We start from the raw sequence: 23,391 nt of genomic DNA on the forward strand, positions 1-23,391 counted from the left end.
TACAACCGTAACGGTTTACAAACATAACTAAAGAAGGTGTCATTATCATGGCAGCAGATTCGATGGACATTTACCAGTCTTTCTTCCGAATAACCAGGCAGCTGAAGAAGCTGGCCTTTCACAGTGCGGCTAATCTGGGAGTGACCGTTCACCAGATCAACATTTTGGAGTCGGTGCGGCTAAATCCGGGACGGAAGCAGAAGGAGCTGACGGAGCAGCTGGTGTTCGCCAAAAGCCGTGTCAGCGTGCACATTGATCAGCTTGTCGAGAAGGGTCTAATTATCCGGGAGCCTTCCGAGCAGGACCGGAGAGAGATCCAGCTGTTTATTACGACTGCCGGGGAAGAGCTGTGCCTTCTCTATAATCAGGAAGCGGCCTCGTATAAGGCCTTGAGCGGTGCGCTCGAGCAACTGTCTTCCGATGATGTCGAGAAGCTGCATCAGCTTCATCAGCAGATCTTGAGCCATTTGTAGAGAGAGAAGGGATCCCAATGTCCAAAATGTACGGGGGACCAGGGTTTAACAAAATGAAATACGACGACGGGACGAAGCCGAACATTACGAAAGCGATGCTGGCCCGGATCTCCGCCTATTTTATCCCCTATTGGAAGCAAACCGTTATTGTTCTGTTTATTTTGCTGCTCACCTCGGGACTGGGGCTTTTGCCGCCTATCTTTATTCAGCACATCGTAGACGATGCGCTGCCGAATAAAGATATGAGGCTGCTTCTGGAGCTGGTGCTGGTCTCGCTGGCGGCAACTATCGCATCCGGCCTTCTTGGCGTCCTGCAGAGCTATCTCAATTCCTATATCTCGCAAAACATTGTATATGATATGAAAAATCAAATGTACCGCCATCTGCAGAAGATGCCCATGCAGTTCTACTCAAATGTGAAGCAGGGCGAGGTCATTACAAGAATGACCAGCGATATTTCCGGAATACAAGGCGTGTTTAACAGCACCGTCGTGAATTTCGCCAGCAATTTGTTTATCCTGGTGACAACGCTTGGCACGTTGTTCGTCATGAACTGGAAGCTGGCCATATTGGGGCTGTGCGTCATCCCGCTCTTCCTGGTTCCTACGCGAAAAATGGGCCGAGTCCGCTGGAAAATCGCCAAGCAGACCCAGGAGAAGATGTCCGAGCAGAATCACATAATCCAGGAAACGCTTAGTATCAGCGGCTATCTTCTGATGAAGCTGTTCACGAAGGAACGGAAGGAATACGAGGGCTTCAAAGCGGTTAACGGCGAATCGACCCGTCTGCAGATCCGGGAATCGATGGCTGGCCGCTGGTTTATGATGCTGCTATCCACCTTCACGAGTATCGGACCCATGCTCATCTACTTGTACGGGGGTTACTTATTTATACAAGGCGAGATCACGATCGGGGCTATTATCAGCTTTGTTGCTTTGCTGGGTCGGATATACGGCCCGTTTGGGCAAATGACCAACCTGTACGTCGATATTAACCGTTCGATTGCGCTGTTTGAACGGATCTTTGATTACTTCGACATGGAGCCGGTAATAGCGAACAAGGAGGGATCTCGACCGGTCGATATTACCGGACGGGACATCGTGTTTGAGGATGTGAGTTTTGCCTACCAGAAAGACAAGCAGGCTTTGCAGCATATTTCCTTTACGGCTGCCGCAGGAACGATGACCGCCCTTGTTGGGCCAAGCGGAGCGGGGAAGACGACGATTACGAATTTGCTGCCGCGTCTCTATGAGCGTAGTTCCGGCAGCATTCGAATCGGCGGCACGGATATCCGGGAGATGACGCTGGAGTCGCTCCGGTCCCAGATTGGCTTGGTTACGCAGGACAGCTATTTGTTTAACGGAACAATCCGGGAGAATGTCATGTATGCAAGCGACACGGCAACGGAAGAAGAAATGCAGGAAGCCTGCAAAGCGGCCTACATCCATGATTTTATAATGGAGCTGCCGGAGGGCTATGATACGGTTGTCGGCAACCGCGGCATGAAGCTGTCGGGCGGAGAGAAGCAGAGAATCTCCATCGCGAGAGTTCTGCTCAAGAATCCGGCGGTTATCATTATGGATGAGGCTACTTCTTCGCTAGATACCGTATCGGAGTACTATATTCAGAAGGCAATGAGCGTTCTGTTGCAGAATAAGACTAGTATCGTAATTGCGCACCGGTTGTCTACCATTATGGCGGCCGATCAGATTCTTGTCTTACAGGACGGGACAATTGTGGAAGAAGGGCGTCACGAGGAGCTGCTTAAGCTGGACGGAATATACAAAGACTTGCATGCCAAGCAGTTTAGGCAGCCGGAAAAGGAGGAGCTATGAACGTATGGATCGCATTGCTGCGCGGCATTAACGTCGGCGGAAAAAACAAGATCAAGATGGCGGATTTGAGAGAGGCGCTCGCCTCTATCGGATTAAGGGATATTCAGACATATATTCAAAGCGGCAATATATTGTTCAAGTCGGATGAGGATGAAGCGATGCTCCGCGGACGGGTCGAGCGGCAGATTGAAGCCGTATTTGGCCTGCAGATCAAAGTAATGCTGCGGACCGCTGAAGAGATGCGCGCCATTGCGGCTAGCTGTCCGTTTACGGCCGAACAGCTTGCCCAAGCGGCGGCGAGCGCGCAGGGAGAATCCTTGTATGTTTCGATGATGCTCGAAGAGCCGAAGGCCGACCAGCTTGAGAAGCTTCGCTCGTTTGAGACGGAGGAGGAAATCTTCGGCAGCAAGGGACGGGATTTGTACCTGCTGTTTTATCAAACGGTTCGAAATTCCAAGCTTGCGGTCAAAGCCGATAAGCTTGGCGTACATGCTACGGTCCGCAACTGGAATACGATTAACAAGCTTGTATCGCTGGCTGATGCCATGGAAGCGGAAGCCTAGAGCGGATATGCCTTAAGAAGCCTCCAATCGCAATGGATTTGGAGGCTTTTGTCTGTTTTATGTCTCCGTCATAACGCCGCCGTTCACATGCAGCACCTGGCCGGTCACAAACGAGGAGTCATCGGATGCAAGGTAAATATAAGTCGGGGCCAGCTCGAACGGCTGACCGGCACGTTTCATCGGCGTCTCCAGACCAAAGGTTTTGACATATTCGGCCGAGTAGCTCGATACGATGAGCGGTGTCCAGATGGGGCCGGGAGCAACGGCGTTAACCCGAATGCCGCAGCTAACGAGCTGAAGGGATAAAGAACGGGTGAATGAGACAATGGCGCCTTTGGTTGATGAATAGTCAACGAGCAAAGGGGCTCCTGCGTAGGCTGTAACCGAAGCGGTGCTGATAATGGAGCTTCCGGGCTTAAGATGCGGCAGCGCGGCTTTCGTCAAATAGAAGTGAGGGAAGATATTTGTCCGGTACGTATCCTCGAGCTGCTCGTTTGTAATGTCGAGGATGCATTTTTGCGGGAATTGCACCCCTTGATTTAATACGAGAATATCCAGGCATCCATAGCTGTCGATCGTCTTTTGCACGATTTCAGCCGAAAACTCCGGCTTCCTAAGATCACCCTCGATCAGCAGGCAGCGTCCACCGTATTGCTCCACCATTTGCTTCGTCGCAAGCGCATCCTCGCGCTCGTATAAGTAGACGATAACCACGTTTGCGCCTTCCTTGGAAAAACCGATGGCAACGGCGCGGCCAATTCCGCTGTCGCCGCCCGTAATGATCGCAACCTTGCCTTTCAGCTTCCCGCTGCCCTTGTATTCCGGATTATCCGAAATCGGGGTCGGCTGCATGAGATACTCGAGACCGGGCTGCCGGTCCTGATGCTGAGGCGGGAAAGTAACGGGTACCTGTTTACACTTGGTTTCCTGGCTAAAGTACGGGTATATGGGAATCATGCTGCTCCTCCAAACAGAAAAGTTAATATAGGATATTCACCTATTCCTTGCGAGGTGTTATGTTCGCCCATACCATTGCATGGGTATCCACATACTCTAACGCAGGCATTAAATTACTTTTCTGAAAAGGAGTAATTTCAAATGACGAAAAATAATCGGGGATTTATTCCTCCGGGTCAGGGCGGATTTATTCAGCCCGTACAGCCATGGGGCTGGCAGCAACCTTGGGGCTGGGGGCAGCCCCCGCGTCCGCCATGGTGGGGCTGGGGACCACCTCCACGTCCGCCATGGGGCTGGGGAGGCCAAGGCTGGGGAGGTCAAGGCTGGGGAGGCCAAGGATGGGGTCCAGGTTTTGGTCCAGGGGGACCAGGAGGTCCTGGTGGCCCTGGACCGGGAGGTCCCGGAGGTCCGCCGCCGGGTCCAAGGATTAGCCGAAATAAATAAATGAACGTAAAGAAGCCGTTCCTTAATGGGCGGCTTCTTTCATTTGTTATAGGTCATGGCGCGGACGCAGCGTCTCGCGAGCGAAGCCAATCCACTCCCGCGCAGCGAACGACAGATAGCCATTCCGGCGCCAGATCATGGCCAGATGCCAAGGGATGCTCGGAGAGGTGAGCGGGATGGCGCGCAGACGCTTCTGATCGAGCTCTCCGCAGATCGCTTCGGGCAGCAGGGCGATGCCGAGATTAGCCGCCACCATTTCGCTGATGAAATCCCATTGGGTGCTTTTGTAGACGACATCCGGCTGAAATCCAAGCTTCTCGCATTCGGCAATAATCCGGTCATGCAGCGTAAAGTCCTCATGGAACAGCAGGAAAGGCTCGTCCTTCAGTTCAATAAGCGATGCTTCATCCCGGTCCGCAAGCCTGTGGGAGAGAGGAATCACCAGCATCAGGCTTTGCCTTACAAAGCAAAACGATTCAAACTTTTCCTCGTTTGTCGGCAGCAGGATGACCCCGATATCCAGTTCCCCGGAGCCGACGTAAGCTTCAACTTTTTTGGCGCCATGCTCAAACAATTGCATGGTTATCTTTGGATACTTCTCCCTGAACTGACCGATAATACGCGGGAAGAAGCTTACGCCAACCATAGGAGGAAGACCAATCCGGATATGGCCGGCCTTCAGCTCCATTAACTCGGACAAGCGCGAATTCATTTGGCTGAACGACTGAACCATTTGCTGCGCTTGCGTCAGCAGAATGGAGCCGGCATCGGTCAACGCGATTTTTTTGCCGACACGCTCGAACAAGACGACGCCAAGCTCCTCTTCGAGGTTCTTGATCATCTTGCTGATCGTCGGCTGAGTGATGTAGAGGGATTGAGCGGCTTTCGTAAAGCTCTGGAAGCGGGCAGCTTCCACAAAATATTGCAAATGTCGGATATCCAAGCGTCAGCTTCTCCTTATCCATAGATAAATGGAATGAAAACCATTCTGTAAATGTATTTTACCTATGAGAATGGCTGCTGTACACTTCCATTAAAGGGAGTTGGCCGTTATGCGCTACTTGGTGAAATTAATCTTACAGATTTTGTTCTTTATCGGATTGTCCTGGCTGATGAACCGGCTTGCCGAGTGGCTTCATCTGCCTGTTCCCGGAAGCGTTCTGGGCATGCTTCTGCTGTTTATCTTGCTTCAGGCAAGGATTATTCCGCGCAGATTCGTTGAGTCCGGCTCGGATTGGCTGATTGCAACCATGCTGCTTTTCTTTATCCCGCCTGCTGTTGGCATCATCGGATACCGTCAGCTTATCTTAAGCTCCGGCGTTCAGATTGCCCTGGTTATTGCATTGGGCACGATTATCGTTATGCTGTGCAGCGGACTTGTAGCGCAGCAGGTAGCGAAGCGGAAAGGGGGAACGCACGGATGATGACCGCCGCGGCAAGTTTACTTACTACGGTTATCGTATATCTGCTTGCCAAAAAGCTACACCGGCATAAACCGCATATGCTGCTCTCTCCGTTAATTCTGACGCCAGCTGTTCTGATCCTGCTATTGGCGGTGACAAGAACCAGTTATGCCGACTATAATGCGGGCGCGCATTGGTTGTCCGATATGCTTGGACCGGCCACCATAGCGTTTGCTATTCCGTTATCCCGGCATTTTGATCTCATCAAGAAGCATGCGGCGCAGATTATCGTCAGCGTATTAACCGGCTCTGCGGCAGCCGTCGCGTCTTCCTTATGGCTGGCAAAAGGATTGGGATTAAACGAAAAAATCATTTACAGTCTAATCCCGCATTCCGCTACGACCCCAATTGCGATGAATGTCTCCCAGTCGATTGGCGGCATTCCGACGATTACGGCTGTTGCCGTAATGGTGACGGGGATATTTGGCTCCTTGATCGGGCCTCCGATTATTCGTCTGTTCCGTATCCGCAATGATGTCGCTCGCGGTGTCCTGCTGGGAACTAGCGCGCACGGGGCAGGGACTTCCAAGGCATTTGAGCTGGGCAGCATTTCCGGCACCGTATCGAGCGTGTCGATGATCCTGACCGCAATTATTACCTTATTCCTGACGCCGCTGCTGATAGGGAATTAGAGGAGGAGTATTTTTTCGTGAAAAAACGATCCAAACAGCAAACCTTTCTGCTGATATTATTTCTGGTGCTGGTATGGGGCATTAACTGGCCTTTATCGAAATATGCGCTGGACTATATGCCGCCGGTTCTTTTCTCGGGAGTCAGGACGCTGCTTGGCGGATTGCTGCTTCTTGGGGCGGCGCTTCCGAGATACCGTCGTCTGCGGTTCAAGCAGACCTGGTACATCTATGTCGTCTCCGCAGTCGTAAATGTTGTCCTGTACTATGGTCTGCAGACGATGGGAATTCAATATTTGCCTGCCGGACTATTCTCGGCAATTGTTTTCCTCCAGCCTGTGCTGGTCGGCTTATTCTCATGGTTATGGCTCGGGGAATTCATGAACGGATTAAAAGTAACGGGCTTGGTTCTGGGGTTTGCCGGTGTAGGCGTTATTTCCAGCGGAGCGAGCGGCGCTTCCGGCCATATTTCGGCAGCCGGCATTCTGCTGGCGCTTGGATCGGCGCTTAGCTGGGCGCTTGGGACCATATTCGTGAAGAAAACAAGCGCAAAAGTAGATAACATCTGGCTTGTTACCCTGCAGCTAATAATGGGCGGCGTATTTATGACCGGACTTGGATCCATGACGGAGAGCTGGTCCGAGGTGGAGTGGAGTGCCGGTTTTATCGCGAGCTTGTTATTTATCTCGATCTTTGTCATCGCTCTTGGCTGGCTTGTCTTCTACAAGCTGATGGATTCGGGGGAAGCGAGCAAGGTGGCATCCTTCACCTTCCTTATCCCGCTTGTCGCTATCTTGATCGGAACGATGTTCCTGCATGAGCCGTTCACGTATTCGCTTCTCATCGGGCTTGTGCTGGTGCTTGGCAGCATTTATCTGGTGAACCGGCCGAGGCGTCTTCGGGCTATGCCCGGTTCGTAACTATTCTTAAAAGGAAAACCCGCCTATCGGAGGCGGGTTTTTATTTGTCCGTTCGGATGAATTTGTGATCATGAATATCGAGCATTTCATAGGCTCTGCCAACCATATCCCTGTCCCGTTCGAACAGATGGGTTGCTTTATCGTAGATGCCGCTTGATTTGGCGACATGGTTTAGCTGCTCCACCATAAACTCGGAATTGCAAAGGACAATTACCTTCTTGCTGTAAGCGGTGAGCTCTTGCTGGAACTGAACCGCTCTCTCGGCAACCTCCGGAGAATAAACAACAGGTTCTCCATCGGACGTTACCATGCCGCGATGATCAACGAGAACATCGAGCTCTTCCTTGCCGTAAGCCGAGCAGATGCCAAGGACGATGGAAGACATGTATTCGACATCCTGCTTGCCCGATGCCAGGCCGTTCACCTGAAAGGACAGCAGCTTCTTGTCCGGATCCAGCGTGTACTGCACTCTATCTTTGAACGGAATAATGAAATCTTTTGGCTGATAGGCCTGCTTGGGCGAGAACCTTTCACCCGAGAACAAGTAGGCAACGCTTATTTGCAGAGCGGCGGCGATTTTCTCGATATTAATAATGCTGACATTCCGTTCTCCGCGTTCCACTCCGCTTATGTAGCTCCGGTCTAATCCCGCCCGGTAAGCCAAATGCTCCTGTGACATTCCGCTGCGGGCCCGCAGTTCTTTGATTCTCTGTCCGAATTCGATGCGTATATCCAATTATGTCAGCCCCCGGAATCTAGTATTCTACTTTGAGATTATCTGCAATGTGACTTAAAGTCAACAGACGTATCCATCTAATAGGTATATGATAGATGAAGCTCATTTGCATAGGAGGATTCTATGCCATTCATCCAAGTACGGGATATTCCGGTCAACTATCATATGTATAATGCAGAATCCGCTACGGAAACCGTTGTATTTATACATGGTCTCGGGCTCAACCAGGAAGTCTGGGAGTCCATTCTCCCTTACGTCAGCGAGAATTATCGCGTTGTCGTCTTCGATCTGCGGGGGCATGGCCTTACCGGCCGGGGCGACGCTCTAGTCAGCTGGGCGTTATTTACCCAAGATCTGCATGAGCTCCTGACACAGCTGGAGCTGGGACCAGTCCATTTGCTCGGTCATGGTTTTGGGGCAACGTTAGCCGTGAAGTTCAGCTTCCAATATGCCGAGCTGGTAAAAAGCCTTATCCTGGTTTCAACTCCCGCCTTTTTGCCAAGAAAGACGGTAGAGTCCATCGTCTACAGCCGCAAGCAATTGACGACCAAAGGCTCCATGCTGGCTCTTGCGGAAAGCTTGGCGAATGGGGTATTCAAGCTGACGGCAGACAGCCCTGACTATCGTAAAATTGTATCCGCTTATATGGCAGTCTCGCCGGCGATGTATTTCGAAGCGCTTGAATTATACGGGGATGCTCCGGTTAACGAGGATTTTGCGCAGTTAGCCCATCCAACGCTGGTTTTGGTAGGTGCGGAGGATTCGATTACCCTGACTTCCAATGCCTTATCCTCCCAGCTTCTGATGCATTCGTCCTTAATAGTCGTTCCGGATGCTACCAATACGTTATTTATTGATCAGCCTCAATATACGTTTGAACGGATTCATGAGTTTATGACGGATCCGTCCGCGGTGACGACGGACTATGCGTCCTTCGAATGTCACGTTGCGAAATATGTGATGCAGTATTTCAATGAAGCTTTTGAACAAGTGCTGAACAAAAAGGCGATACAGGCCTAAGTCTGTACCGCCTTTTTTGTTTGATGATTCTCAGCTTTGACTCAAGTACGGTAAGAATGGTTAGATCAATACTCTCCTTACAAGTCAATAACGAAATTCATTATAATTGAACTTAATTGATCATGGGAATGGTGAGGATTATGAACGTACAAAGGACAATTTCCAATATTGTTGACCATTTAAAGCAAGTTAAAGGCGTAACCGCAATCGTGCTTGGCGGTTCAAGAGCCAGAGGAACTGAAACTCCCGGCTCCGATATCGACATTGGTATCTATTATGATTCCGAAACAGGGCTGGACATTCCCGGGCTTGCTCAGGCTGCTTCTCTCATGGATGACGAGCACAGGAGAAATATAGTGACGGAATTAGGCGGCTGGGGACCATGGATCAATGGCGGGGGCTGGCTGAATGTCAATCAAACTCCCGTTGATTTTTTATATCGCGATCAGAAGAAGGTGTCACAAGTCATTGAACAATGTATCGCGGGAGATGTGACAATCGACTATCAAACGGGGCATCCCCATGGAGTTGCGAACGCCATCTATATGGCTGAGGTTGCGTTATGCCAAGTATTATGGGATCCCGCGGAGGTTATCGGCAAGCTGAAAAGCAGAACCTCTCCTTATCCGCCTGCTTTTAAAAAGGCTGTAATTGAAAAATTTTTTTGGGAGGCCGGCTTCTCTCTCGATAATGGAAAAAAGGGCATTTACAAGAATGATTTATCTTATATGGCTGGTTGCTGCTTCCGGTCAGTATCTTGCCTTAATCAGGTCTTGTTTGCTATTAATGAAACTTACTTGATGAACGAAAAAGGGGCAGCCGCGATAGCCGATTCCTTTCCTATCGTGCCACGCCATTACTCCAGGAGAGTAAATGAAATCTTTACCTTAATTACAGAAAATCGTGATGGTTTAAATAATGCTTTTAACAGAATGAGCGAACTTATTCAGGAAACAGAAGACCTAATAAAACCTAATTCATAACCGTGGGTGGATGATATGATCGAAATTTATAATTTGAAAGACAGACCATGTACAGAGCTGTAAGGCTACTATGAGAAGCATGGCTGGACATACCTGTCGAATGGATATTTGTTCAACGGGCAGGAAACGAAGGTTTATGCGGCTGCAGCGTGCAATCAGGAATTAAAAAAGTAAGTAATTGACAATGGAGGTCTTCCTGTTGTAAAAATGTAGTAATACAATTTTATACCAACATGCAATGATGAAGAGAGTACGCATAACGAATACTCCAGAGAGCTGATGGATGGTGCGAATCAGTGTAGGGATTATGCCGAAGTGGGCTTCTGAGCATCCAAACCGAAACCTGATGGAGTAGGCTTTGGCGAAAGTCTCGTCGTTACAAGAGACGCGTATTCCAGCATCCAGCATGCGTCGATACGTAATAGTGAGTCCGATCGGGGTAAGATCGGGCTAATGAAGGTGGTACCACGGGGTTTCTCGTCCTTTTCCAAGGATGAGAGCCCCTTTTTTATTTCATTCCAAACGCCTTAGGAGGGATCAAGTATGAGCATTGTATTAACGGGCATCAAGCCAACGGGCAGAGTCCACGTCGGGAATTACATGGCCGCGATCAAGCCAGCCTTGCAAATCGCGCAAAACCGGGAATGTACAGCCTTGTATTTTATCGCGGATTACCACGGATTAACGTTTATTCAGGACCGCGAAGAGTTTAACGAGCTGTCCTACGGGATTGCGGCGACATGGCTGGCTTTAGGACTTGATCCGGAGCGGGTTGTGTTTTATAGGCAATCGGATGTACCGGAGATTTTCGAGCTGAGCTGGATTTTGTCCTGTCTGGCACCTAAAGGCCTGATGAATCGCGCGCATGCTTATAAGGCGGTCGTCGATAAAAACGAGCAGCTGGGGCTCGATACCGATACGGGTGTTAATATGGGCTTGTTTACGTATCCAATCCTGATGGCGGCAGATATTTTGCTGTTCCAGACGGATCAAGTCCCGGTCGGCAAGGATCAGATTCAGCATGTCGAGATCGCTAGGGATCTGGCGGAGGCTTTTAATCGAAACTACGGCGAGACCTTTAAGCTGCCTGACTATATCGTGGATGATCAGACGGCGGTTATTCCCGGTCTAGACGGCCGAAAAATGAGCAAAAGCTACAACAATACGATTCCGCTCTTCGAGTCGGCCGAGAGCTTGAAGAAGCTGATTAGCAGAATCAAGACAGACTCTACTCCGCCGCACGAGCCTAAAGATCCGGATTCTTCGAATATTTTTCTGCTTTATAAAGAATTTGCGACGGCAGAACAGATAGAGGCATTGAGAGAAAGATATTACGGCGGCATCAGCTGGGGAGAAGCGAAGCAGGAGCTGTATCAAGCGATGAATGCTTTTCTGGAGGAACCGCGGAACAAATACCATCATTATATGGCATCGCGGGATGAACTGGACGAGATTCTGAAGGAAGGCGCGAAAAAAGCAAGAGCGATGGCGCAGCCTTTGCTGGAGCAGGTGAAGCGCAGGATAGGAAGGTATAGGTAAAGGCAGAAGAGCGCCAATGCAGCATTGGCGCTCTTCAAGTTTTTATATTCTATTGTAGGACTTCAAAGTGATAAGGCTTTTGAGTGTTTTATAAGCCCGCCATTCTAATCTTGCAAGCTCGCTTGGCGGCTCCCATTGGATTTGCCATCCGCCGTCTTCCTCTTGCTGGGATTCCAGCACGTTCAAGTGTGCTTCAATGACTTCGTCCGAGAATATCCTCCTGCAATACGAATCGGAGACCGGGGCAAAATCCAGCGGAGTCAGCCCGTAGGATTGAGAAGGAGCTTCTAGGCAAAAGAACTTCGCTTGATAAAGCTCCTCCGATAGTTTGGTATAAAGCTTGTTTACTTCATCGGTCTGAGGAAGACTTTCCAGCAGGCAAAATGCGGTTAGGATCGTATGGGAATCCTCGTAGCCGGATGAAGAAATATCGTTCAAGCAGACACCGACAGCCTGATCCAGCCATGCATGGTTAAGGCCCTGCCAATTCAACAGACCAACCAGCCCGGTAAGCCGGCTAAAGGAAGGCTGTTCCGAAGCGGGGAAATTCCAATGGGCTGCACGGGGATAATGACTGGAAGAGGTCATTATGGTTGGAATCCCCTGTTGCAAATCGGCATGCTGCGCCACATAGCTGCAAATAGCGGCAGCTAGTTCCTTATCCTTTATATCTGCTTCATAAAGCGTTCTCAGACCAAATTCGATAAAGAGAGGCTGGCTTTCCGGTGCCCGGACATCAGGCTCCAGGGCGTGACCAAATCCGCCGTCTTCATTCTGATAAGATTTCAGGGCATCCAATACCCGATCCGCAGAACCGTCAAGGAAGAATAATTCGAATATTCTCCTCTCCAGCAATCGGCCATTGTTCCAGATAAAAGTTGCAGCTTTCTCAAAGTTCATAAGCTACCTCCCGGGAATGGTTGATTGTTACATTTTACCATAAATAAAACTATGAACAGGAATGAAAATGTATTTAGTTGAGAGAAGCCTCCTTTTATTTCGTTATATTAGGTGTAAGTGTGTTTGATAGATGAAGGAGGATCGTCATTGCGAGTTAACGAGAACAATTTTATTCAACGGTTACAGCGAAAAAAAGAAGATGCATTAGAGTTCGTCATTGATACATACCTGCCTCTTATTAAAGGCGTTACCCATAAAGTACTTGCTCCGCTCGAGAACGACGGGATGATTGAAGAATGCATCAATGATATCTTTATATCTGTCTGGAACAATGCAAGCAAGTTTACGGGCGGACCGGTTGACTTCAGGAAATGGATTTGCGCGGTAGCCAAGTTCAAATCTATCGATTATTACAGAAAGGCCAGTAAGAAAGTAGAGGTAATCTCCCACACTGCTGCGGAGCTTCAATATGGGATATCAGCAGAGGATGAGCTCATGATTAGGGAAAACAAACGGGAGCTCGTCCATTTCATAAATTTATTAGAGCCTATTGATCGGAATATCTTTGTTATGAAATTTTTTCTGGGATTAAATACGGAGGAGATAGGCAGGGAGCTTGGCTTGACCCGCGCCTCGGTAGACAATCGTATTTATAGAGGGAAAAAACGGCTCTACAACAAAGTTAATCCTGGAGGTCATATATGATGAAGGATGTCTATGAATTACTTAACGAAATGGATATAAATGAGAACGAGTTTGAAGAAATGGAAGTTAGCGAAATTGAAAGGGCAAAAGTTAAAAGGGCATTAAGGAATGCCATCACACCTCGGAAAAAACGTTGGACAAGAAATACAGCAGCGGCTGTTCTTGCTGCGGGTTTGTCGGTTATCATGCTGGGAATGACGTTCCCTGCTTATGCCAATAGCATTCCGGGGATAGATAATATTTTCAGATTGTTGGGTTCTGAAAGATCAGGGCTTTTTGATCATTACAAAACATATTCCAGCGAAATGAATTTGGCGGAAAAGGAAAGCGGCATTACCATCACGATAAATGACGCATTGTTTGACGGTGAAACGGTGTTCTTAACGTATGCGTTGGAGAGTGATCAAGATTTGGGAGTTAATCCTACCCTGCATGGGTTATTAGATATAAAAGGCGCAAATGGTCTTGCAGGCAGCAATCAACTAACGAGAGTTGGTCATAACAAATACGTTGGTCTAGTGACGGGAACGGGTTTTGGCGGTGAAGTGGACAGTAAGACAGCCAATGTGAAGTGGAGCATTGACAGTATCGTGAACCAGGATGGCAAGGCAGCCATAACAGGAGATTGGCATTTTGCACTAAAGTTAATGGCAACTGAAAGTATGACTCAACAGATCAATCGTAGTACCGAACATAATGGAGTAACCGTTCAAGTAGATAAACTGTCGGTCACACCGATGTCTTTTATTCTTTATTTTAATCAGGCGGTTGACCAGAAGTTGAGAGAACAGTGGGAAGCTGTAGACGTGGGGATTAAAGTAAAAGACAATTTAGGTCATAGGTATACCGGCCAAGGCAATGGAGGGGCAGGGGATAAAGAAGGCTATAACATGAACTGGAGTAAAACATTCGAGGCATTGGATCCTAATGCCTCTCAGCTTATTATTACGCCGCTGCTTTCGTTATACGATTACACATCCGAAAATCATGGATCCATGGAGATGACAAGAGACGGTTCCGTAGAGGAAGCCTCTAAAGAGCGGGTAAAAGCAAAAAGCAGGCAGGAATATGTGCTGGAGGACATCGTTATTGATTTGAGAAAATGAGAAGGGACGGATATGCAGAAAACCACTTCAAATTAAGAAGTGGTTTTTGCAGCTTGGCGGAATTACGCGGACTAATCGTTTAATCCTTTGCCGTCGAGAATAGCCTGATAGTATTTTTCGATTCGCGCCTCGCGCGTTTTGGACTGTTTGGCAGCGGAGAAATGAAGCAGGTAAGCTCTTTGCCGGCCTGGCGTCAAAGCTTCGAACGCGATTTTAAAGGCAGGATTGTCATCGAATTTCGCTTGAAGCTCTTCCACAACGATATACTCGTCGTTCTTTTTATAGACAATCTCCTGACCGGATCGTTCAACCTCTACAGCCTCGCGAATATACGCCTTCAGGATGTCTTCCATTTCGATAATTTGTTCCACATTCGTGAAACGGATTTGACGCGCTGCCTGCACATTCTCTGTCTGCTGGATAAGAATGCCGTTTGGATCCTTTAACAATGCGCCTTTTTGGAACAGGATCGCGCAGTAATCTTTAAAGCCATGGATGATAAGGATGTTCTTGTCCTCGAACGTGTAGCAAGGATGCATCCACTTGAAATCCTCGGTCAGGTCACAAGCAAGGACGATTTCTCTTAACTTGATATATTCTTCTTTCCATTTCTTAGCCTTGTTTAGGAAACCATCGACTTTACGGTTTAAAGTACGGTTTGTCATTCATGAACACCTTTCCTATCGTTAGTACAACCGGTTTTTGTAGCTGTCCGCCAGACTTATCGCAACGGTTTCCTCCGTTACGCCGTCTGTGTTCAGATGCTCGGCAAGGATCTTCGCTGGCGAAGGAAGCTGATCGTTATCAAGCCAGGTTTCAGGCTTCCAAAGCTGGGAACGGAAGAAAGCTTTTGCGCAATGCATATAGCATTCCTCGGCTTCGACAATTATTCCGACAAGAGGAGTGCGGCCTTGCACAGCCATCGATTGCAACAGCACTTCGTCTTTGGTGATCGACGCACGGCCGTTAATCCGCAGGGTTTCACCTAGACCAGGCACGATAAACTGGAGACCGACATGAGGATTCTCGAGTATGTTGCGCAAGGTATCTATTCTTTTGTTGCCCGGCCGCTCCGGAATGACCAGATGCTTATCGTCCAGAACATGTACAAAACCGGGAGCGTCTCCTCTTGGAGAAGCGTCGCATTTACCTTCGGCATTAGACGTTGAAACCGTAAGAAAAGGGGATTTGGCAATAAATTCACGGCAATTATGATCAAGCTCGGAGATTACCTTTTTTATTACGCGCTCACCGGGAAATCCAAGAAGCGAACGAAGTTCCGCTTCCGTGCTGATGAGTTGGGTTTTATCTATTCCTATCAAAAGCTTCATCCTTTCTATATGCAATAGATATTTGATAATTTTACCATATGGAGATTGCGATGATACAGTCCAAGTTTATCCTGCCTGCTTGGATGGCGATAATGGAGAAATAATGGCGAATAAGCAAGTCTTATGATGACTTGTGTGTTACTATAAAGAAATGCGGGATGAATGACAATGGATTATCAAGACGCAAGTTAAGGATAATGTTGTAATATCCGGTAATTATAAAAAGTGAAATAACAAGAGAACGGATGGGATCATTTGAGTCAACGTGGATTTAACAGCGAATTGCCTTCAAATTATGATGAATTAAAAACAGCAGCAAACCGGTCTAACTGGAGAGAACGTCTGGATGCAGTCGAAGAGTTGGGACAATGGAACAATCCGAAAATCATCGATGTACTAACACATAGATTGAATAATGATGTTGTGTATCAAGTGCAAGAGGCTGCTTATCGCAAGCTAAAAGCATTTGGCGAGGATGTTCAGCTGCCGGCACGGAGAAAAGGCGATCCGGTTAAAGGAACCACGAAGATTCTGGTTCGCATTAAGAAAAGCTTGCCGGAGGGTCACTCCTACGATGAGTTTAAAGAGAAGCTAAGAAAAATGAGACTTGATGTGTATGACGCCTACGATGGTGAAAAGGGTTCTGATTTCGATAGCTGGCTCGAATCGACTTGGGCATCTTTATCCAAAAAATAAGCGAATACGAGAGGAGTTTTAACTTGGGAAGACAAAAACCGATGTCAATGGAAGATCTGCTGAAGGATCTGCAAGGACAAAAAAACGTTCAGGAAGACCCGAATAATATTTCTTTAGACAAATTGTTTAATGAATCGTTCATGAAAAAGCATTCGAATTTCGATAGTTTCGCGGCGTTTCTGGAGAAAGGCAACTTTCAAGCGACGACCCAGGCCGAGATCAATAATTTCCACGAGGAATTGTTTGATCGCCATATCGCAAGAGAAACAAAGTTTAACAGCTGGAAAACGATGCTGGATACAGCAAATTCGGAGTATGCCAACTAAATGATTGCATCACGAAAAAAAGATCAAAAAGCACTTTGCTTTTTGATCTTTTTTTGCGTTGTACTGTTCCGAAGATTCTCCCTCTTACAACCGAACATTAGGGATAGTTCATAACGCGGCACTCTTCTACTATGGTAAGGTGATGCTGCAGCCGGGAGAAACGAAGGAAATCAGCTTCCTTATCAGAGAGGAAGACTTGAAATAGCATGACAAGCAGCTGCGTTATTGCGCGGAGGAAGGGGAGTTCACGCTACGCATTCTCCTGCAGCCGGCTCCTGTACTCTCGCGGCGTGCATCCGAACCGCTGGCGAAATACGGTGTTGAAATAGCTTAAGCTATTGAATCCCACATCAAGTGCGACCTCCATAATCTTGGCATCCGATTGCCGGAGGCGGCTCGCAGCCTGTTGAACCCGGTAGCTGTTCATATATTCAATGGGGCTTTTGGTTGTAATTCGTTTGAAAAAGCGGCAGAAATACGATTCGCTCATTCGCGCAAGCTCGGCAAGCTTATTCAGCGGGATGGGCTCCGCATAATTCCGCTCAATATATTCGATCACGGTCTTCAATCGTTCGATCCGGTAGCCTTCTTGCTCCGGCTTCACCTTTACTGACGGCTTCCCTAAACGGATCAGCGTGGCGAATATGCCGTACAGCAAGCCTTTGACCGTTAGCTCCGAACCGGGCAGTCCGGTATGATGCGCTTCAAACAGCCGGCCCAGCATCGTAAGCAGTTCCAGCCCGGCACCGGACTCCCGTCTCAGATGGACGGGTACTTCATATCTTCTCTCCAATACCGGAGAAATATAACGGTCAAACAAATAATCGATCGATCCGCTGCTGAACAAGCTGGAGTGAAATACGACAGCGGAGAAGGAGCAGGGCTGATCGCCAACGACATAACCCGAATGAAGCTCCCCGGAATTAACGAAGATGGCTTCACCTGCCTGCAGCTGATAATCCTGCAAATCTACTCGAAACACAGCCGATCCTTCGGTCACGAGCAGCAGCTCCAGCTCGTCATGCCAATGCAGATCAAGAAGCGGCGCATCTGCCGGACAGGAGATATCGTACATGCTGACCGGGTAGATGGGATTGCCATGCTTGCGTGCCTCTTTCAGCAAAGATTTATCCATAACCATACTCCTAACGATTCTATAGAAAATGTCAAAATCGTGATAATAATGGGCAATATTTAGGCAGAGTTAAACAAGATAAGACAATATTATTATAACATAACCGCTTACAAGCTACGAGAAGCTACTAAGTGTGCAAACTTATGCTGGGAGGGTCACATTAATGAAATTTACAGATGGTTACTGGCAAATTCGCGAAGGCGTCGAGATGCAGCATCCGGTTGACGTGCGCGAAGTGAAAGAAAAGAACGGTAAGCTGACGGCTTACATGGCAACAAAGCCAGTTCTGATTAAAGGCGATACGCTGAACGGTACCATGCTTACGGCAGAGATCAGCTCGCCAATCCCCGATGTGATTAAAGTCCGCTGGATTCATCATGCAGGCATAAAACAAGTAGGCCCTGAATTCGACATTCACGCAGACGCTAACCATAATGTAACGATTGAACATGACGAGCAATATACGACGCTGACAAGCGGCGGCCTGCAGGCACGTCTGCGCAAATCGCCAGCTTGGGGCCTTGAGTTCATCCAAAACGGCCGCAAGATGACGGGCACGGCGCAAAAAGCCGCAGCTTACGTCAAAGACGAAGGGAAACCGTTCTTCCGCGAAATGCTGGATCTTGGCGTTGGCGAGCAAGTATACGGACTTGGCGAGCGCTTCACTCCGTTTATCAAGAACGGTCAAGTCGTTGACTCCTGGAACGAAGACGGCGGCACAAGCTCCGAGCAAGCATACAAAAACGTACCGTTCTACCTGTCCAGCGGAGGTTATGGCGTATTCGTCAACCATCCGGAACGCGTATCGTTCGAGGTCGGTTCCGAAGTTGTATCGAAGGTCGGCTTCAGCGTACCGGGCGAGCATCTGGAGTACTATATCGTTGGCGGCAAAACGTTGAAGGACGTTCTCGACAACTACACGAAATTGACAGGCAAACCGGCATTGCCGCCGGCATGGTCGTTTGGTCTCTGGCTGACGACGTCGTTCACGACGGATTATGATGAAGCGACGGTTAACAGCTTTATCGAAGGCATGGCTGAGCGCAATCTTCCGCTTCATGTCTTCCATTTCGACTGCTTCTGGATGAAGGAATATGAATGGTGCAACTTCGAATGGGATGCCGATATGTTCCCGGATCCGGAAGGCATGCTTCGCCGCCTGAAGGAACGCGGTCTTCGTATCTGCGTATGGATCAACTCCTATATCGGCCAGAAGTCGCCTCTCTTCCAGGAAGGCATGGAGAACGGCTACCTGGTTCGCACGAAAGACGGCAGCGTATGGCAGTGGGATAAATGGCAAGCGGGTATGGGTCTTGTCGACTTCACAAATCCGGATGCCGTGAAATGGTTCAAAGGCCATCTGAAACGTCTCATGGATATGGGCGTCGACTGCTTCAAAACGGACTTCGGCGAGCGCATTCCGACGGATGTTGTCTACTTCGACGGCTCCGACCCTATGAAAATGCACAACTACTATACTCAGCTGTATAACAAAGCGGTATTCGAGGTGTTGGAAGAAAACCGCGGCAAAAACGAAGCGATGCTGTTCGCGCGTTCGGCTACAGCCGGCGGCCAGCAGTATCCGGTTCACTGGGGCGGAGACTGCTCCGCGAACTATGACTCGATGGCGGAATCGCTCCGCGGCGGCCTGTCGCTTGGCTTGTCCGGCTTCGGCTTCTGGAGCCACGACATCAGCGGCTTCGAACGGACGGCACCACCCGATATCTATAAACGTTGGGTTGCCTTCGGCATGCTTAGCTCGCATAGCCGTCTGCACGGCAATGAATCGTACCGCGTACCTTGGCTGTTCGACGAAGAGTCCGTTGACGTGCTTCGTTACTTCACCGAGCTTAAGAGCAGCTTGATGCCTTATCTGTTCAGCCATGCGGTTGAAGCAACGGAGAAGGGGATACCAATGATGCGCGCGATGGTGCTCGAGTTCCCAGAGGATCCGACAACTCATTATTTGGATCGTCAATACATGCTCGGCGAGAACCTGCTTGTTGCTCCAATCTTCAACACGGAAGGTACCGCGAAATATTACGTACCGGCAGGCAAATGGACAAGCTTGATTGACGGAACAACGGTTGAAGGCGGCAAATGGGTAGAGGAGCAGCACGGCTACAGCTCGATTCCATTGCTGGTTCGTCCAAACACGCTTCTTGCCATCGGCAGCAACAATCAAAAGCCGGACTACGATTATGCGGACAACGTTACGCTTCATTTGTTCGAGCTCGAGGATGGCGCGACAGCTACGGCTGTTATCCATGACCTGAACGGCATTGCGCAGGCAACGGCGACAGCCGTTCGTACGGGCAGCTCGATCGAAATCAGCTATGAAGGCAACGGCAAGCCATGGCAGGTTGTTCTGCGCGGCATCGAGCAGGCAGCTGCCTTGGAAGGCGCGGACGCACAAAAAACCGCGGATGGCGTCAAGCTTACGCCGCACAACGCTTCCGGCAAGAAAATCATCGTTAACCTGTAATTGAATGGAAGCGAAAATAAACAGGCCGCTTGCTCTCCGGAGTAAGCGGCTGTTTGCCAATTCGAAGCATTGCTGCGCAACAAAAAAATAAGCTCAACGCAGAAAAGCCCGGTTGGAGAGAAGTTCTTTGAGCCTCATCGCCAATCCGGGACCATTAATCCTGATTTCTATTTGCCGAAACGGAACCAGCTTAGCTTGGTTTCGCCTTCGCCCTGAACTACCAGATACACGTTAGGATTGCCGCCAGCGCCAGCCGCTTGTTCAATCGAGCCGGTTGCAGTCTGCCAAGCTGAGCCTGCGTGCAGCGTGCAGCTGCCAGCTAACGGCCCGTCCGGAGCATCCAGGCGAATCTCAATAACCGCGCCTTTCGCTGACAACGCTCTTAGTTCAAAGAAGCAAAGCTCTTCGCCAAGCGCGGCATCATCATAACGAAGCCATGCAACGGATGAAGTTGTCGCGGCGCTGTCGCCGCCTTCGGTATTGTCGCTGATCATCATGTTGGAGTAGTCATCATAATTCACGGCGGCAGTAACCTGGGACAAATTACGAGGCGGAATCGTCTCGCCCGCAACGCTTAACGTACCTTCCAGGCGGATATCGCCGGAGGAAGCGCCAACGAGGAAAGCGTAGCTGCCTTGCTCGACGCACATTTTGCTGCGGGTAACATCCCAGAAGGCGAGAGCCGAACGATCCAGCCCGAAGCTGACTTCGACCGATTCGCCGGCAGAAAGCGCAATGCGATCAAACGATTGGAGCTGTCTAAGCGGACGTTTCACGCGGGAGTCCAATGCTCTCGTGTACAGCTGAACGACTTCTTCGCCGCTAACGTCGCTGACGTTCGTTACGCGTAAGGTTGCTTTAATCGCTTCGCCGGATTGCTCCAAATTCAAAGCGTCGTATTGGAAGCGGCTGTAAGACAGACCGTGTCCGAATGGATATAAAGGTTTGCCGGCAAAATATTGGTAAGTACGTTCGCTTTTAATAATATCGTAATCCATAAATTCGCCAAGCTGATCGGCCGACTCGTACCAGGTCATGTTAACGCGGCCCGCCGGATTGTAATCGCCGAACAGAACATCCGCAAGCGCACGGCCAAGCTCTTGGCCCGCATGCGACATACATACAATGGCAGGAATGTTCTCCTGAACCCATGGCATCGCAAACGGATAGCTGCCTACCACCACAACAACGGTGTTCGGGTTAACGGCATGAACCTCGCGGATGAGCTTCTCCTGATAAGCAGCCAGAGTCAGATCAGGACGGTCAATGGTTTCTTTGCCGTTAATGAGCGGGTGGTTGCCGACAACAACAACGGCAACTTCGGCATGGCGCGCTGCGGCAACGGCTTCCTGAAGACCGTCGGTTTCTTTTTCAATGGCAAAAGGCTCCGCGATATGAGCATCGCCGTCTTGAACCTCAAGAGCGCCGGTCTCTGCGTTTACCGTTACGGGACGGTTGTTCCAAGTGGTGAAGGTAACAACATTCTCGTCCTGCTGCGGACGAACATGGAACACTTCCTTCGTGAACCATTCCCAGATATGCTCCGACGATGCCGTAACTTTCTCGTCGTCCGTCGTTAAGTACAGCTTGTTGTTCTCGGCGATAATGGTGTGGCTGTCCCAGCCCCAATCGGTGGTCTCGAACAGCTCGGCAGCGTCAGCGCCTTGCGAATTAGCGGCAAGAGGATTCTTCTCGCCGTCCGTTATGGTCACATACCGGCCGTTCTTCAGCGACTTAAGTTTAACGCGGTTGCTGCCGGTAGCCAAGGTTACGGTTTGATCGGCACCGTTAAGCTTTGCCTTGATGCCTTCAAACGGCGTTACGGCGTACGGCATAAGGCCGCTGTACCAATCGCGGTAGACGATGCCGGCAAGCGGCCCGATAACGGCAGCCTTGGACAGCTTATCTGCTGCAAGCGGCAGAATTCCGTCGTTTTTCAGCAGGACGATGCTTTTGCGTACCGATTCAAGAGCCAGCTTGGCATGCTCCGGCTTCATAATGACCGATTCATCAATCGCCGCGTAAGGATTGCGGTCCGCAGGATCAAATTCGCCAAGACGGAAGCGGACGCGGAACGTGTTGCGAAGCGCGGTATCGAGATCATTTTCGGAGAGAAGTCCTTCTGCCAGGGCATCGCGGATTGCCTGCTTCGAGATTGGATGATCGTCGGTAATGCTGTCTACGCCGGCTTTGATCGTTAGCGCAACGGCTTCTTTGTACGTCTCGACATAATGATGGTCGTTCACGGTGCCAAGCACGTCGCCGGCGTCGCTTACCACAAATCCGTTCATGCCCCAGTCCCGCTTGACGATATTGTTCACGTCGGGATTGATGTTGGCAGGAACACCGTTCACCGAGTTGTAGGCCGTCATCATCGACAGCGCTCCGCCTTCCTTGAACGGAATTTCGAACGCTTTCAAATAATATTCGTGCTTGTTGCGGGGATCGAGGCTGACGGAGCATTCGCCGCGGTTAATCTCGTTGTTGTTGCCGATGAAATGCTTAAGCGATGCAACCGCTTTCACATAGAAAGGATGGTCGCCCTGAAGACCTTGCGTAAGCGCGGCCGACAGCTTGCCTGTCAGATGCGGGTCTTCGCCGTAAGCTTCTTCGGTACGGCCCCAGCGCGGATCGCGTTCCATATCGACGGTTGGCGCCCAGAGAGTAAGACCGTTAACGGCCGGATTGCGGTGATAGAAGCCGCGGGCTTCATCTCCGATCACGCTTCCGATTTTCTTCAGCAGTTCCTTGTCCCACGTGCAAGCAAGACCAATCGGCTGAGGGAAGGTTGTTGCTTCGCCAAGCCAGGCCATGCCGTGCGCAGCTTCGGTTCCGTGTTTGTATGCCTTCACGCCAAGATGAGCAATCTCGTCCTGATATTGGCACATTAAATTGATTTTTTCTTCCAGGGTAAATCGGTTAACCAAATCATTAACGCGCTGCTCGAGCGGCAGCTCGGGGTTTTGAAATGGGAAATTCCGTTCGGAATTTTGGGTCATGACAAGAGTCAGCTCCTTTGATTGTAAGGGGTTTCAAAAATTCTATCATGCCCGGGCAACCGTTCATACCCGAACAATTGGAGATAAAATCCCTGTACAATTAGCGGTTAAACCCCTAGAATGTAAACGCAATCAAATTTTCTGTG

Annotated in this window: 23 protein-coding genes and 1 other annotated feature; of the genes, 15 read left to right on the top strand and 8 right to left on the bottom strand. The window is 49.5% G+C overall.

Annotated elements, in window-relative coordinates:
• Positions 1-47: 47 nt before the first annotated feature.
• The 3 genes from M3194_RS06335 to M3194_RS06345 are packed head-to-tail and all read left to right on the top strand — an operon-like array spanning position 48 to position 2,871.
• Positions 48-473 carry a MarR family winged helix-turn-helix transcriptional regulator gene (locus tag M3194_RS06335; protein ID WP_251652561.1) on the top strand — a complete coding sequence of 142 codons (426 nt, stop codon included), beginning with the start codon at positions 48-50 and terminating at the stop codon, positions 471-473.
• A 17-nt stretch (positions 474-490) separates the two neighbouring features.
• The gene (locus tag M3194_RS06340) at positions 491-2,308 is read left to right on the top strand and encodes an ABC transporter ATP-binding protein (RefSeq protein WP_251652563.1); all 1,818 of its coding nucleotides are present in this window, start codon (positions 491-493) and stop codon (positions 2,306-2,308) included.
• Positions 2,305-2,871, top strand: coding sequence for a DUF1697 domain-containing protein (locus tag M3194_RS06345; RefSeq protein WP_251652565.1), 567 nt, complete (start codon positions 2,305-2,307; stop codon positions 2,869-2,871). Before M3194_RS06340 ends, M3194_RS06345 begins: the two co-directional genes overlap by 4 nt.
• A gap of 57 nt (positions 2,872-2,928) precedes the next feature.
• Here M3194_RS06345 and M3194_RS06350 read toward each other — a convergent pair whose 3' ends face one another.
• On the bottom strand, positions 2,929-3,828 hold the full coding sequence (locus M3194_RS06350; protein ID WP_251652567.1) for an SDR family oxidoreductase: 900 nt from the start codon (positions 3,826-3,828) through the stop codon (positions 2,929-2,931).
• A gap of 141 nt (positions 3,829-3,969) precedes the next feature.
• On the opposite strand from M3194_RS06350, the gene M3194_RS06355 reads away from it, so the two are divergent.
• Complete coding sequence (locus M3194_RS06355; protein WP_251652569.1) at positions 3,970-4,272, top strand: hypothetical protein; 303 nt, start codon at positions 3,970-3,972, stop codon at positions 4,270-4,272.
• A gap of 46 nt (positions 4,273-4,318) precedes the next feature.
• Here the strand turns inward: M3194_RS06355 and cidR are convergent, their stop codons facing one another.
• Complete coding sequence (cidR, locus tag M3194_RS06360) at positions 4,319-5,215, bottom strand: cidABC operon transcriptional activator CidR (protein WP_251652571.1); 897 nt, start codon at positions 5,213-5,215, stop codon at positions 4,319-4,321.
• A 109-nt stretch (positions 5,216-5,324) separates the two neighbouring features.
• Here cidR and M3194_RS06365 point away from each other — a divergent pair, with 109 nt between their 5' ends.
• The 3 genes from M3194_RS06365 to M3194_RS06375 are packed head-to-tail and all read left to right on the top strand — an operon-like array spanning position 5,325 to position 7,284.
• Entirely contained in the window at positions 5,325-5,696 is a 372-nt protein-coding gene (locus tag M3194_RS06365) for a CidA/LrgA family protein (RefSeq protein WP_251652573.1), read from the top strand.
• Complete coding sequence (locus M3194_RS06370) at positions 5,696-6,367, top strand: LrgB family protein (protein WP_397334295.1); 672 nt, start codon at positions 5,696-5,698, stop codon at positions 6,365-6,367. Before M3194_RS06365 ends, M3194_RS06370 begins: the two co-directional genes overlap by 1 nt.
• Positions 6,368-6,384: 17 nt before the next feature.
• On the top strand, positions 6,385-7,284 hold the full coding sequence (locus M3194_RS06375) for a DMT family transporter (RefSeq protein ID WP_251652576.1): 900 nt from the start codon (positions 6,385-6,387) through the stop codon (positions 7,282-7,284).
• A gap of 40 nt (positions 7,285-7,324) precedes the next feature.
• Here M3194_RS06375 and M3194_RS06380 read toward each other — a convergent pair whose 3' ends face one another.
• Positions 7,325-8,020: a helix-turn-helix domain-containing protein gene (locus M3194_RS06380; protein WP_251652578.1), complete on the bottom strand. Its 696-nt coding sequence runs from the start codon at positions 8,018-8,020 to the stop codon at positions 7,325-7,327.
• A 123-nt stretch (positions 8,021-8,143) separates the two neighbouring features.
• Between M3194_RS06380 and M3194_RS06385 the strand changes: the two genes are divergently transcribed.
• From M3194_RS06385 to M3194_RS06395, 3 genes are all read left to right on the top strand, one after another.
• The gene (locus M3194_RS06385; RefSeq protein ID WP_251652579.1) at positions 8,144-9,040 is read left to right on the top strand and encodes an alpha/beta fold hydrolase; all 897 of its coding nucleotides are present in this window, start codon (positions 8,144-8,146) and stop codon (positions 9,038-9,040) included.
• Positions 9,041-9,180: 140 nt separating this feature from the next.
• Positions 9,181-10,023 carry a nucleotidyltransferase family protein gene (locus M3194_RS06390; RefSeq protein ID WP_251652581.1) on the top strand — a complete coding sequence of 281 codons (843 nt, stop codon included), beginning with the start codon at positions 9,181-9,183 and terminating at the stop codon, positions 10,021-10,023.
• Positions 10,024-10,252: 229 nt separating this feature from the next.
• Positions 10,253-10,511, top strand: a binding site (T-box leader).
• Positions 10,512-10,566: 55 nt separating this feature from the next.
• Positions 10,567-11,562 (top strand): tryptophan--tRNA ligase, encoded by a 996-nt coding sequence (locus M3194_RS06395; RefSeq protein WP_251652583.1) that lies wholly within the window; start codon positions 10,567-10,569, stop codon positions 11,560-11,562.
• A gap of 42 nt (positions 11,563-11,604) precedes the next feature.
• On the opposite strand, the gene M3194_RS06400 is transcribed toward M3194_RS06395, so the two are convergent.
• Positions 11,605-12,462, bottom strand: coding sequence for a hypothetical protein (locus tag M3194_RS06400; protein WP_251652585.1), 858 nt, complete (start codon positions 12,460-12,462; stop codon positions 11,605-11,607).
• 147 nt (positions 12,463-12,609) lie between these two features.
• Here M3194_RS06400 and M3194_RS06405 point away from each other — a divergent pair, with 147 nt between their 5' ends.
• On the top strand, positions 12,610-13,167 hold the full coding sequence (locus M3194_RS06405; RefSeq protein WP_251652586.1) for a sigma-70 family RNA polymerase sigma factor: 558 nt from the start codon (positions 12,610-12,612) through the stop codon (positions 13,165-13,167).
• On the top strand, positions 13,164-14,273 hold the full coding sequence (locus M3194_RS06410) for a DUF4179 domain-containing protein (protein ID WP_251652588.1): 1,110 nt from the start codon (positions 13,164-13,166) through the stop codon (positions 14,271-14,273). The genes M3194_RS06405 and M3194_RS06410 overlap by 4 nt, the downstream gene beginning before the upstream one ends.
• 71 nt (positions 14,274-14,344) lie before the next feature.
• Here M3194_RS06410 and M3194_RS06415 read toward each other — a convergent pair whose 3' ends face one another.
• The gene (locus M3194_RS06415) at positions 14,345-14,938 is read right to left on the bottom strand and encodes a YdeI/OmpD-associated family protein (protein ID WP_251652590.1); all 594 of its coding nucleotides are present in this window, start codon (positions 14,936-14,938) and stop codon (positions 14,345-14,347) included.
• 21 nt (positions 14,939-14,959) lie between these two features.
• Positions 14,960-15,604 (bottom strand): pyridoxamine 5'-phosphate oxidase family protein, encoded by a 645-nt coding sequence (locus M3194_RS06420; protein WP_285889156.1) that lies wholly within the window; start codon positions 15,602-15,604, stop codon positions 14,960-14,962.
• Positions 15,605-15,859: 255 nt separating this feature from the next.
• Here M3194_RS06420 and M3194_RS06425 point away from each other — a divergent pair, with 255 nt between their 5' ends.
• Both M3194_RS06425 and M3194_RS06430 read left to right on the top strand, forming a co-directional pair.
• Positions 15,860-16,300 (top strand): HEAT repeat domain-containing protein, encoded by a 441-nt coding sequence (locus tag M3194_RS06425; protein WP_251652592.1) that lies wholly within the window; start codon positions 15,860-15,862, stop codon positions 16,298-16,300.
• A 41-nt stretch (positions 16,301-16,341) separates the two neighbouring features.
• Entirely contained in the window at positions 16,342-16,626 is a 285-nt protein-coding gene (locus M3194_RS06430) for a hypothetical protein (RefSeq protein WP_251653192.1), read from the top strand.
• A 250-nt stretch (positions 16,627-16,876) separates the two neighbouring features.
• Here the strand turns inward: M3194_RS06430 and M3194_RS06435 are convergent, their stop codons facing one another.
• On the bottom strand, positions 16,877-17,761 hold the full coding sequence (locus tag M3194_RS06435) for a helix-turn-helix transcriptional regulator (RefSeq protein WP_251652594.1): 885 nt from the start codon (positions 17,759-17,761) through the stop codon (positions 16,877-16,879).
• Positions 17,762-17,924: 163 nt separating this feature from the next.
• Between M3194_RS06435 and yicI the strand changes: the two genes are divergently transcribed.
• Positions 17,925-20,246: an alpha-xylosidase gene (gene yicI, locus M3194_RS06440; RefSeq protein WP_251652596.1), complete on the top strand. Its 2,322-nt coding sequence runs from the start codon at positions 17,925-17,927 to the stop codon at positions 20,244-20,246.
• Positions 20,247-20,413: 167 nt separating this feature from the next.
• Here the strand turns inward: yicI and M3194_RS06445 are convergent, their stop codons facing one another.
• Positions 20,414-23,245, bottom strand: coding sequence for a glycoside hydrolase family 3 protein (locus tag M3194_RS06445; protein ID WP_251652598.1), 2,832 nt, complete (start codon positions 23,243-23,245; stop codon positions 20,414-20,416).
• Positions 23,246-23,391: the final 146 nt, after the last annotated feature.

Source organism: Paenibacillus glycanilyticus (assembly GCF_023715145.1).
In the GTDB taxonomy this organism is placed as follows: domain Bacteria; phylum Bacillota; class Bacilli; order Paenibacillales; family Paenibacillaceae; genus Pristimantibacillus; species Pristimantibacillus glycanilyticus_A.

What these genes read in the sequence shown, in the direction of transcription:
- M3194_RS06335 (WP_251652561.1), top strand. Translation starts at nt 48, where the DNA reads ATGGCAGCAGATTCGATGGACATTTACCAGTCTTTCTTCCGAATAACC.
- M3194_RS06340 (WP_251652563.1), top strand. Translation starts at nt 491, where the DNA reads ATGTCCAAAATGTACGGGGGACCAGGGTTTAACAAAATGAAATACGAC.
- M3194_RS06345 (WP_251652565.1), top strand. Translation starts at nt 2,305, where the DNA reads ATGAACGTATGGATCGCATTGCTGCGCGGCATTAACGTCGGCGGAAAA.
- M3194_RS06350 (WP_251652567.1), bottom strand. Translation starts at nt 3,828, where the DNA reads ATGATTCCCATATACCCGTACTTTAGCCAGGAAACCAAGTGTAAACAG.
- M3194_RS06355 (WP_251652569.1), top strand. Translation starts at nt 3,970, where the DNA reads ATGACGAAAAATAATCGGGGATTTATTCCTCCGGGTCAGGGCGGATTT.
- M3194_RS06365 (WP_251652573.1), top strand. Translation starts at nt 5,325, where the DNA reads ATGCGCTACTTGGTGAAATTAATCTTACAGATTTTGTTCTTTATCGGA.
- M3194_RS06370 (WP_397334295.1), top strand. Translation starts at nt 5,696, where the DNA reads ATGACCGCCGCGGCAAGTTTACTTACTACGGTTATCGTATATCTGCTT.
- M3194_RS06385 (WP_251652579.1), top strand. Translation starts at nt 8,144, where the DNA reads ATGCCATTCATCCAAGTACGGGATATTCCGGTCAACTATCATATGTAT.
- M3194_RS06390 (WP_251652581.1), top strand. Translation starts at nt 9,181, where the DNA reads ATGAACGTACAAAGGACAATTTCCAATATTGTTGACCATTTAAAGCAA.
- M3194_RS06395 (WP_251652583.1), top strand. Translation starts at nt 10,567, where the DNA reads ATGAGCATTGTATTAACGGGCATCAAGCCAACGGGCAGAGTCCACGTC.
- M3194_RS06400 (WP_251652585.1), bottom strand. Translation starts at nt 12,462, where the DNA reads ATGAACTTTGAGAAAGCTGCAACTTTTATCTGGAACAATGGCCGATTG.
- M3194_RS06410 (WP_251652588.1), top strand. Translation starts at nt 13,164, where the DNA reads ATGATGAAGGATGTCTATGAATTACTTAACGAAATGGATATAAATGAG.
- M3194_RS06415 (WP_251652590.1), bottom strand. Translation starts at nt 14,938, where the DNA reads ATGACAAACCGTACTTTAAACCGTAAAGTCGATGGTTTCCTAAACAAG.
- M3194_RS06420 (WP_285889156.1), bottom strand. Translation starts at nt 15,604, where the DNA reads ATGAAGCTTTTGATAGGAATAGATAAAACCCAACTCATCAGCACGGAA.
- M3194_RS06430 (WP_251653192.1), top strand. Translation starts at nt 16,342, where the DNA reads ATGTCAATGGAAGATCTGCTGAAGGATCTGCAAGGACAAAAAAACGTT.
- M3194_RS06435 (WP_251652594.1), bottom strand. Translation starts at nt 17,761, where the DNA reads ATGGATAAATCTTTGCTGAAAGAGGCACGCAAGCATGGCAATCCCATC.
- yicI (WP_251652596.1), top strand. Translation starts at nt 17,925, where the DNA reads ATGAAATTTACAGATGGTTACTGGCAAATTCGCGAAGGCGTCGAGATG.
- M3194_RS06445 (WP_251652598.1), bottom strand. Translation starts at nt 23,245, where the DNA reads ATGACCCAAAATTCCGAACGGAATTTCCCATTTCAAAACCCCGAGCTG.